Raw genomic sequence first — 9959 nt, forward strand, 5'->3', positions numbered from 1 at the left:
CGGCACGCCACCGTCGTCGTGGACGAGGCCGCCGCCACCAAGCTCAAGCTCGCCGACTACTTCCGCCACACCTACACCAGCAAACCCGACTGGCAGGGGATCTGACGTGCCCCGGGCAGGCAGGGCCGTCTGCGGCGGCGGCGGAGCGGGCCGGGGCGGATACTGGCCTGGAGGGGTCCCGGACGGGCACCCGGTCACCGTAGGGCGCCGTTCGGGCACACGACGGGTGGCCGCTGGACGTCGTGCGGAGGTGCGATGGTCATGGTCGGTGACATCGGTGACGAGCTGCGGGCCCGGCGTGAGGGCGAGGACGGACACTGTGTGCTGCCGCACACCGCCGACACGCGCCTGCACGCCTGGGGCACGACCCGTGAGCACTGTCTCACCGAGGCCGTACGTGCCCTGGTGGAGACCTTCGCCGATGTGACGGACGTGCACCCGACCGCCGTGGAACGGGTCCGGCTCGCTCCCGGCGGCGACGAGGATCTGCTGGTCGCGCTGCTGAACGAGGTCGTCTACCGGCTTGAGGTCGCGGGCCGGGTGCCGGTCGACGTGGAAGCGGAGGCCACCGACGACGGCGCGGTGGAGGCACGGCTGTCGCTCGCCGGCCTCGGCGATGTCACCGTCGTCGGGGCCGCACCCAAGGGTGTCTCCTGGCAGGACCTGCACATCGGACCGGACGCGTACGGATGGACCTGCGCGGTGATCGTGGACGTGTGACCGCACAGGGACACCCGGGGACGGCCGGCATCATCCCTTGACCACTCCCAGCGGCACCAGCCGGGCGACCTTCCGGCACAGTCCCGCTCCCTCGCTCGCGGTGACCACGGCGTCGACGTCCTTGTACGCCTCCGGGGTCTCCTCCGTCAGACCGCGCCAGGACTTCGGGCGCGCCGCGATCCCGGCCTCACGCAGCCGCGCCCGGAGCTCACTGCCGGTGACGGTGCGTGCGGCCTGGTGCCGGCTCATGGTGCGGCCCGCGCCGTGGCAGGTCGAGTGAAAGGCGTCTCCCGCGGGCACACCGGCCAGCACGTACGACGCCGTGCCGAGCGTGCCGGGGATCAGCACCGGCTGCCCGAACTCACGGATGTCTTCGGGTAGTTCGGGGTGTCCGGGCGGGAAGGCCCGGGTGGCGCCCTTGCGGTGCACGCACAACCGCCGCCGCCCCCCGTCCACCGGATGGGTCTCGATCTTGGCGAGATTGTGGGAGACGTCGTACACCAGGGACAGCCGCGCGCCGGCGGTGCGCCGGAAGACGGTGCGGGCCGCGTCGGACAGCAACTGGCGGTTCGCCCGGCCGTAGTTGGCGGCCGCGGCCATCGCCCCGAGGTACGCCCGCCCCTCGGGCGAGTCCACCGGCGTACAGGCGAGCTGCCGGTCGGGCACGGTGATGCCGTAGCGGGCCATGGCCTGGTCCATGAACCGCACATGGTCGGTACAAATCTGGTGCCCGAGTCCGCGGGAGCCGCAGTGGATCATCACGCAGATCTGACCCGGCCCGATCCCGAAGGCGTCCGCGGCCGGGCCGTCGTACACCTCGGTGACCTGCTGCACCTCCAGGAAATGGTTGGCGGAGCCGAGGCTGCCGACCTGGCCGAGGCCGCGTTCCCGGGCCCGCTGTCCGACCTGTGTCACATCCGCGTCGGCGACCGCGCCGCCGTCCTCGCAGCGCAGCAGGTCGCGTTCCTCGCCATGGCCCTGTTCCACGGCGTACCGGGAGCCCCCGGCCAGCAGCCGCTCCAGCTCGCCGGGGCCGTCCGGGCGCCACACCCCACCGGGCCCGGCCCCGCGCGGGATCGCCCGGTCCAGGCCGTCCATCACGGCGGTCAGCACCGGCCGGAACGCGTCGGCGTCGCAGTCGGCGGCCAGCAGCCGCACCCCGCACGAGATGTCGAAGCCGACACCGCCCGGCGAGACCACCCCGCCGGCGTCCACGTCGGTCGCCGCGACTCCGCCGATGGGGAACCCGTACCCCCAGTGGATGTCCGGCATGGCGTAGGAGGCGGCCACGATGCCGGGCAGCGCGGCCACGTGCACGACCTGCTCCAGGGACTGCTCGGCGTCCGCGAGCAGTTCCCGGGAGGCGAACACGATCCCGGGCACCCGCATGCCGCCGTGCGGCTCGATGCGATAGCGGAACGAACGTTCCTCGACCAACTCCATCGCGGTCTCCGCCCTGGCCCGCTCCGGCGCGCACGGGGTCACTGCCCGTGCAGCGCGGCGAGCACGTCGTCGTCCGTCAGCTGCTCGAATGCGTCGTACCACTCCCCCACGGCCAGGAACACGGCCGGCCGGTGCAGGAAGATCACCTCGTCGGCCTCGCCGCGCAGCAGGTCGGCCGCCTCCGGCGAGCACACCGGCGCCGCCAGCACCACCCGCTCCGGGGACTGCCGGCGCAGCCAGCGCAGCGCCGCACGCGCGGTGGCCCCGGTGGCCACCCCGTCGTCCACCACGATCACGGTACGGTCCCGCAGCTCGGGCGCGGGACGGCCCTGCCGGTAGCGCTCCTCCCGGCGGCGCAGCTCCGCTCGCTCCCGCTCCACCACCTCGTCCAGGTCCGCCTCGCTCAGCCCGAGATAGTCCAGGGTTCGCTCGTCGAACAGCGGAGGATCGTCCCCCGCGAGCGCCCCGACGCCCAGCTCCTCCTGGAACGGCGCGCCGATCTTGCGCGCGACCAGCACGTCCAGCGGTGCCTCCAGCGCCCGCGCCACCTCGCGGGCCACCGTCACCCCGCCGCGTGGCAGGGCCAGCACGACCGGGTGGGTCAGCGCCCCCGCCTCCTGCCGGATGCGCAACCGCTCGGCCAGCTCGTGCCCGGCATGGACACGATCACGGAACCGCATGCCCTGCTCCTTCCAGGCCGTCGCCGGGTTGCTCACCCGGCCGTGGTGTGCGGTCGTACGACGGCTTGTTCGAGGCGCTCGCGCTCCAGCAGCCCGATGAGCCGTCCTTCCGGGTCCGTGACGGGCACCGCCTCGGTGCCGGACCGGACCATCCGGGCCAGGAGCGGGCCGAGGGGCGCGTCGGCCCGCACGGTCGCCGGCCCCGGCCGCAGCGCGTCCCCGACCCCGCCGCCGCCACCGGCCTCGGCGTCCTCGCGGTCCAGCAGGCCCACGACCACCTGTTCGGCGTCGACCACCGCGGCGAACCGGTGTCCGGTCTCGTCCAGCATGTCCACGGCGTCGTCAAGGGGCTGGTCGACGGTGCACAGGGGCGCGGTGTGGTCGGCCACATCTCCGGCGAAGGCGGTGTCCGCCGTCCGGCCCTCGCGCGGCAGTCCGGCCGCCAGCCAGTCGGCCTTACCGGGCGCGTAGTCATACACCTGCCGGAAGCCGAGCTGTCGCAGCCGGGCGGCGGCGCGGGGGCTCAGATCGCACAGGGCGTCGGCGCAGTACACGACGACCGGCCGCCCGGGATCGAGCCAGTCACGCGCCCGCGTGTCCAGCTCACGCAGCCCGATACGCAGCGCGCCCGGCAGGTGGGCCTGCTCGTACGGCTCGCTCGGGAGCACCTCGACGAGCTGGGCCATGTCCTGCTCCACGAGCCGGAACACCTCCTGCCGGTCGAACAGCCGGACGGACATGACGGCACCTCCCTCCGGTGTCCCGTCCGAGTACCCGCGCGACACCTCACGACACCGGACATGCCCCCTCCGGCGTCCCGCCCGCGGTGGTCCGCCGTCGTCGAGCCGCCGACGGCGCATGATCACGGCGGCCGGACGTTCCTCGTCCCGCGCACGCGGCCGGCGGCGCGGTGCGGCAGACAGCCCGGGCGCAGGGGGCGACACTGGGGGAAGTGCACCTGCGTTCCGGGAGGAGTACGGCATGGCCGGGTCCGGCTCCGGTGGTACGGAGGGCGTGGCGGGCGGCAAGTCCCGGTTCGACGACATCTACGACCGGCCGGATCCACGCATGTACTTCGGGCGGCTGGCCCCCTTGGAGTACGAGATCCCGCACCACGCCCAGCCTGTCTTCCGGCAGGCCTCCGCCGAGCGGGCCGCGTTCGACGACGGCTGCCCCGGCCAGCCGGCGGTGCTGGACGTGTGCTGTTCGTACGGGATCAACGCCGCACTGCTCAACCATGACGTGACGCTGGCGGAGATGTACGAGCGGTACACCTCCCCCGCCCTTCAGGCCATGCCGACGACGGAACTGGCGGCGCAGGACAAGGAGTTCTACGCCGAGCGCCGCCGGCCGGACGCGGTGCCGGTGTTCGGCCTGGACGTCGCGGCCCCCGCCGTCCGGTACGCGCTTGAGGTGGGTCTCCTGGACGCCGCCTTCACCGACGATCTGGAACAGGGCCCACCCGGTCCCGCGCTGAGCCGCGCGCTCGCCGAGGTCGGCCTGATCACGCTGACAGGCGGCGGCAGCTACATCACCGCCCGCACGTTCACGGCGCTGCTGGACGGTGCCCGCAGGCCGGTGTGGATCAGCGCGTTCGTGCTGCGGACGGTGTCGTACCAGCCGATCGTCCGGGCACTGGACGGGTACGGTCTGCGCACCACACTCGATGTCTCACGCACCTACCCGCAGCGCCGCTTCACCGACGAGCGGGAACAGCGGTATGCGATCACGGCGGTACGGGCACTGGGCCATGACCCCGCCGGGCGCGAGGAGAGCGGCCGTTTCCACAGCCTGCACTACGAGTCCCGCCCCGGCGCGCGGTGACGGCGCGGCGGGACTTCCCGGGTTCAGCGCGCGCAGCCGACGTCCAGGACTTCGATCACGTCGCCGTGCACGGTGTAGACGAGCCAGCACCACTCGCCGAACACCGCGGCCAGGTTCGGGGCCGCGGTCTCCGAGTCGCGGGTGACCGCGTCGATGAGCGTGATGATCTCCTCGTGCGTCTCGTCCGGCACGTCGAAGAGCACGTCGGCAGCCTGTTGGATCAGTTCGACTCGCATGGCACCCCCGCGGGCGGGCAGCAACCATTCCTCGTGACCACCATAGAGCCGCTCGCGGACGACCGTGCACGCCGAGGAGTGCCGACCAGGAGGTCGGCGCTTCGCGGTTTCCCACCCCGGCCGACGGGCACCCGGAGCCGGGACCGCGCGGCAGAACGCAAAGGGAGACCTGTGGAGGAGGAAGAGGAACACGCGGGCGCCCTCTCCGACCTGCTGGAGACCTGAAACCTGCTGGAGAGCTGACCCGCGCCCGTTCACTCACGCGCCGTCCAAGCCTGCGGTCCACCACCGCGCCATTCGATCAGGTCGGGATCGTCGACCGTCGTATTGGACTTGGGCAGGCCCCTTCGGCGCAGAAACTCGATCACGTCGAGCAGGTGATACGCGGTACCGACGAACTCGCCGCCGACCATGACCCGCCGACCGCCGTCGGGCCCCGGCGGCTGCACAACCACAGGCGCGCCTTCCATAGCTCATGGGTTCCCCTTGCTGAGTCCCTCATGCCGGCCCCCGGCCTGCGCGCACAGAGGGTGATCGTACGTACTCGCTGGGTGGACGCGCCGGGCGGGTCCGCTCACCCCGGGGTACCGCTGGGGATGGCGAGTTCGCCGCCACGGCAGAAGGACTCCCGCTCCTCCACGACGTACGGGGCCATGCCGGCACGCCGCTGCGCCTCGGCCTCGGAGGCCCGCCAGGAGTCACACGCCTCCTTCGAGTCCCAGAACGACACCCCGGTGATTTCGTGCCCGTCCTCGGACCAGTACGCGAAGGCACGGCGCATACCCGGCGGGTGCCCGGCCGGCCGCCACGCCCTCTCGAAGTCCTCCAGGGTGCCCGGCTGAATGCGGCGGGTCGTCACCCAGACGAAGTGCTCCTCCATCGCGACCTCCTCCGCGACGCCGATGCGGCTCGTCGGCGCCGCTTCGACCACCGTAGGTCCACAGCGCCGATTACGCCTGCGCGGTGAAGCCGGTCGCGCGCCGCAACGGCACCGGTGGTGACGAGATCACCCCCGCACGGAGTCTCTCCGTTTCCTCGGGCACAGGAAGTGGCTGCCGGCACGGCGTGGATGCGTCGGTGTTCGGTGCGTTGCGGCGCAGTCCGCCGGCGATGGCCTCGCCTTCCCGGTCGGTCCCGGTGGCCACGGCGAGCAGGCGGAACGGCGCGGACGGCCACAGCTCGACGCACACCACGGGTCTGCCGGGCCGCACCGCCACGAAGTCCTTCCCACCCTGATGGCCGCGCGTGCCGAGGCACAGGGCGCCGGGGATGTGCACACCGCGCTGGTGAATACCACGCAGGGCACGCCACCAGTCCCGTTCGACCGTCACCCGGCGCACCGCCGCCAGCGGCACACGCACCTCGCCGCGACGCACGGCCAGCCGCTCCCACCAAGCCAGCCGTACGACCAGGTCATCCCCGTCGACAAGCATGCGTGCCATCGTCAGTGCCTCCCTCCCATCATCCCTCAGGGAGACGTACGGCGTATGCTCCGTCGGCCTCGCAGCTTCGCGCGACGATCTGACGTGAGCGTGTGTGCCCGGGCGGCGGCCGGCCCTCCTCACTCGCCGGCGTCGGCCATGAGCAGCGGCTGGAAGAAACCCGTCTCCTGCGGCATCCGCCACTCGGGGTCGGTGAAACCCGCATCGGCCGCGAGGCTGGTCAGCCGGTCCCGGCCGAGTGCCCAGTAGGTGCTCCGGCGGACCTCGACACGCCATGCGCCGTCCGCCGGCAGGAGTTGGAAGTGCTCCAGGTCGTAGTGCTCGCCGTCCTCGTGCCAGTGCCACAGCTGGAACGTGACGGTCCGCTCTTCCCCGTCCGCGCCCCGGTGGACCTGCGGGGGCATCGAGGCGGGGCGGTCGCGCAGGACGTCGTCGTAGGGGCGTGTGCTGATCAGCAGCCGGCCGGCGGGGCGCAGCACCCGGCGCATCTCCGTCAAGGCCGCGAGGACGTCCTGCTCCGTCAGAAGGTGAGGCAGCGCGTTGTCGGCGCAGACGACCGCGTCGAACTCGGCGTCGGGAAACGGCAGTCGCCGCATGTCGGCAACGGCCGCGCGCAGCGTCACCTCCCTAAGGGCGGCCTCACGGACGGCACGGGCGACAGCGCGGGGGCTCAGATCGGTGCCCGTGACACGGTGCCCGTGCAGCGCCAGGCCGATGGCCTGCGTGCCGATCCCGCAGGCGCAGTCGAGCAGCGCCGCACCGTCCTGGCCCAGCAGGGCGTCCAGGGCGTCGCCCTGCCGGCGCATGCTCGCGTCCCAGTCCGCGTAGATCAGGTGGTAGTCGTCGGCCAGGTCGTCGTAGAAACGTGCCGGCCAGCTCTGGGTCATGGCCTCAGGTTAGGTCGAAACGTGACGAGGAAGCGGCCGGGTCGCCCCACTCGCGCAGGTACGAAGCCGTCCGGGGCGTCAGACGGTCATCGGCTCCTGCAGCCAGCGGCTGATCCGGTACGGCAGCCACCAGGCGAACGGGCCGATGTCGAGGACCAGGTGCTCGGTTCTGAAGTCGGCCAGGACGGCGGGCGGCACGGAGGTCGCCGGTGCGCCGTAGGCCAGGCGCTCGATCGTGTCCTCGTACTCCGGCTCGTCGGCGGTGAAGCGGCGGAGTTCTCCCCAGCGGCGGTCGCGGATCTGCACGAAGCCGGGGCCCTTGCGCCACAGGCATTTGCACAGGTAGTGGCTCTGCTGCCAGGTGCGCAACGCCTCGTGGGCGTCCGTGGGTCCGTCGATGAGCCGGGGCGGCTGGAGGTGGCTGAGGAGCTGCCAGGCTCCGGCCGGCGCCGTGGGGAGGCGAAGGTCCCACTCGACGAGGACGGCTCGCGCGGTCAGATCCCGTACGAGGCTCAGTGCGGCCACCGTCCGGGCGGCTTGGCCGGGATCCGCGCCGGCGGTGAGGTCGATGGCTCCGGGCAGTCGCACGCGCCGGGCGCCGAGCTGCCAGAGCCGGTCGCCTTCGCTCTCCAGGGGGCCGGGAAGGGCGAGTTCGCCCAGGGACATGCCGGGGAGTTCGCAGGCGGACGGGTCGTAGTCGCGCCAGGCGAGGAGGGCGGGCAGGCTCGCGGTGGTCGGGGCGGTCATGGACGTCCTTCTCCTCGGGGCGTGGTCATGCGTGGACGGGTTCGGCGGGCGCGGCCGGGGTCGCGTGGGTGTGCCGCATGAAGTCCAGGCGCAGCAGCTCCTCGTTGACGGCGGTCGGGGCAAGGTGGACATACTGTCCGCCGTCCGTGAAGACGATCCCGAGGCGGACCCAGGAGTCGAGGAGCCGCCGCACGCCGGCCTCGTCACGGGTGGCTCCGGGTGTGTGCCGGGCGGCCTTGCGGGTGAGCGCGGCGACGGTGTGCGGCTGGTCCAGGAGGCGGAAGGCGGCCAGCTCGAAGGGGTCGGTCAGCTCGGTCGTACGCCAGTCGAAGGCGCGGCGCCGGGAGACGAGGACGATCCGGTCACCCAGGTCGGCGTGGGAGAGGCGGGCGTCGGCGTGGTGTTTCTTCCATGCGGCCAGCGCGTCGTTCAGCGCGGTCACGGTCGGTTCGCCGATGCCCCGTTCCGGTGCCTCGAAGACGTACGCGAGGTCGTACAGCTCTTCCTCCGGCAGGTCGTAGGTGAAGCGGTAGTGCTCCTCGGGCCTCAGGCCGGTGAAGCCGAGTTCGGGGCGCTCGAAGTACGGGCTGAAGCGTTCGATGGCGATCCGGGCCGACAGGTCGACCGGTGGGTCGAGGTGTTCCAGTGCCGGTATCTGGGCGATGACCGGCTCGTAGTCCTGGGCGGTCTCGCCGGGGAAGCCGTGGAGGTAGTTCCAGGAGACGGACAGTCCGGTCTCGGCGCCGTCACGGAGCATGCGGACGTTCTGGCAGCCGCTGACGCCCTTGTCCATCAGGTCGAGCACCTGATGGTTGAGCGATTCGATGCCGGGCTGGACGTAGATCATCCCCGCGTCGGCGAGGGTACGCAGCTGCGGGCGGCGCAGGTTGGCCTTGATCTCGATGTGCATCCGCAGGTCGTATCCGCTGTCGATGATCCGGGGCAGTACGGTCGTCAGGTAGCCCATGTCGAGGATGTTGTCGACGAGGTACATGTCCAGGACCCGGTGGCGGCGGGCCAGTTCGACGATCTCCTGGTAGAAGGTGTCCGGGCTCTTGGAACGGAACTCCATGAACGAGCCGTTGAGCCCGCAGAAGGTGCAGTGGTGCTTCTCGCCCCACCAGCAGCCGCGGGCGCCCTCCACGACCAGTTTGGGCTCGACCCAGTGGCGGGCGGCGGAGGCGGCGAGGCGTTCGAAGTAGCCGCTGTAGTCGGGGGGCAGGATCGCGGCGGGCGGCAGCGGGCGGGCCGCCATCGGATTGGCGCGGCTGTGTCCGTCGGCGCCCCGATGGCACAGGCCCGGCACCTCGGCGAGGTCGGAGCCGTCGGCGAGTGCGGTGAGCAGCTGCGGGAAGGCCGCCTCGCCCTCACCTCTGACGACGTGGTCGACGAAGGGGAAGTTGCGGTGCACGGCGGCGCCCTGTGCCCCGTCGCAGTTGGCCCCGCCCATGACGGTGACGATGTGCGGGGCGAGCTGCCGGACCCGCCGGGCGGCGGCGAGCGCCGCGGTGTTCTGCTGGAAGGTGGAGGTGAACCCGACGACGTCGGGGGCGTGCGCGACGATCCGGTGCGCGATCTCGTCGACGAACTCCGGGACGATCCGGTGCAGCGCGTGCGTCATCTCCATGCGCGACTTCTTGAGTTTCCCGCGCATCGCCGCGGTGAACTCCTCCTCGCGCCAGTGCGGGTCGTCGTAGAGGGCTGAGGAGAACACCCAGTCGCCGCAGCCCATGAAGTAGGACGACAGGGCGTAGTACTCGTAGTCGTCACCGGTGAAGTCGGTACGGCTGGTGATCCAGTCGATGAATTCGAGATTGGCGTGCAGGACCTCGGCCTCGGCGCCGGGCACGCGCTCGTCCACGCTGCGTTTGAGGATTCCCAGCGCGAGGGACGGGAGGTCGATGGGCGACCAGGGCATGTTGACCAGCAGGACACGCATGTCGGCTCCTCGGGGATGGGGACCGGCCCGCCCCGCCGGGC

At 72.0% G+C, this 9959-nt stretch carries 12 protein-coding genes and 1 pseudogene; 3 read left to right on the plus strand and 10 right to left on the minus strand.

Translation table 11 applies throughout. From position 1 onward, the window contains the following. Nucleotides 1–105, plus strand: a pseudogene (locus tag LE548_RS29325) (glucosamine-6-phosphate deaminase); the annotation flags it as partial. A gap of 156 nt (nt 106–261) precedes the next feature. Beyond that, nucleotides 262–720 (plus strand): archease, encoded by a 459-nt coding sequence (locus tag LE548_RS29330; RefSeq protein ID WP_225099980.1) that lies wholly within the window; start codon nt 262–264, stop codon nt 718–720. A gap of 30 nt (nt 721–750) precedes the next feature. Here LE548_RS29330 and LE548_RS29335 read toward each other — a convergent pair whose 3' ends face one another. The 3 genes from LE548_RS29335 to LE548_RS29345 are packed head-to-tail and all read right to left on the minus strand — an operon-like array spanning nt 751 to nt 3583. Beyond that, on the minus strand, nt 751–2163 hold the full coding sequence (locus LE548_RS29335; protein ID WP_225099981.1) for an RtcB family protein: 1413 nt from the start codon (nt 2161–2163) through the stop codon (nt 751–753). 38 nt (nt 2164–2201) lie between these two features. Then, nucleotides 2202–2843 (minus strand): phosphoribosyltransferase, encoded by a 642-nt coding sequence (locus LE548_RS29340; RefSeq protein ID WP_225100182.1) that lies wholly within the window; start codon nt 2841–2843, stop codon nt 2202–2204. Between the two features lie 32 nt (nt 2844–2875). Beyond that, on the minus strand, nt 2876–3583 hold the full coding sequence (locus LE548_RS29345) for a CBS domain-containing protein (protein ID WP_225099982.1): 708 nt from the start codon (nt 3581–3583) through the stop codon (nt 2876–2878). Nucleotides 3584–3824: 241 nt separating this feature from the next. Between LE548_RS29345 and LE548_RS29350 the strand changes: the two genes are divergently transcribed. Then, nucleotides 3825–4667 (plus strand): hypothetical protein, encoded by an 843-nt coding sequence (locus LE548_RS29350; protein WP_225099983.1) that lies wholly within the window; start codon nt 3825–3827, stop codon nt 4665–4667. 23 nt (nt 4668–4690) lie between these two features. Here LE548_RS29350 and LE548_RS29355 read toward each other — a convergent pair whose 3' ends face one another. The 7 genes from LE548_RS29355 to LE548_RS29385 form a co-directional block, all read right to left on the minus strand. Further along, complete coding sequence (locus LE548_RS29355) at nt 4691–4903, minus strand: hypothetical protein (RefSeq protein WP_225099984.1); 213 nt, start codon at nt 4901–4903, stop codon at nt 4691–4693. Between the two features lie 254 nt (nt 4904–5157). Beyond that, a complete protein-coding gene (locus LE548_RS29360; protein WP_225099985.1) occupies nt 5158–5373 on the minus strand; it encodes a hypothetical protein in 216 nt (71 codons plus the stop codon). Between the two features lie 104 nt (nt 5374–5477). Further along, nucleotides 5478–5834, minus strand: a complete 357-nt coding sequence (locus LE548_RS29365) for an antibiotic biosynthesis monooxygenase (RefSeq protein WP_225099986.1) — start codon at nt 5832–5834, stop codon at nt 5478–5480. A gap of 19 nt (nt 5835–5853) precedes the next feature. After that, nucleotides 5854–6345, minus strand: coding sequence for a hypothetical protein (locus tag LE548_RS29370; protein ID WP_225099987.1), 492 nt, complete (start codon nt 6343–6345; stop codon nt 5854–5856). A 119-nt stretch (nt 6346–6464) separates the two neighbouring features. Beyond that, nucleotides 6465–7232: a class I SAM-dependent methyltransferase gene (locus tag LE548_RS29375; RefSeq protein WP_225099988.1), complete on the minus strand. Its 768-nt coding sequence runs from the start codon at nt 7230–7232 to the stop codon at nt 6465–6467. Between the two features lie 78 nt (nt 7233–7310). Further along, a complete protein-coding gene (locus LE548_RS29380) occupies nt 7311–7979 on the minus strand; it encodes a DUF5825 family protein (protein WP_225099989.1) in 669 nt (222 codons plus the stop codon). A gap of 25 nt (nt 7980–8004) precedes the next feature. After that, a complete protein-coding gene (locus LE548_RS29385) occupies nt 8005–9918 on the minus strand; it encodes a RiPP maturation radical SAM C-methyltransferase (protein WP_225099990.1) in 1914 nt (637 codons plus the stop codon). Nucleotides 9919–9959: the final 41 nt, after the last annotated feature.

The organism is Streptomyces sp. CoH27, from assembly GCF_020181035.1.
GTDB lineage: Bacteria > Actinomycetota > Actinomycetes > Streptomycetales > Streptomycetaceae > Streptomyces > Streptomyces camelliae.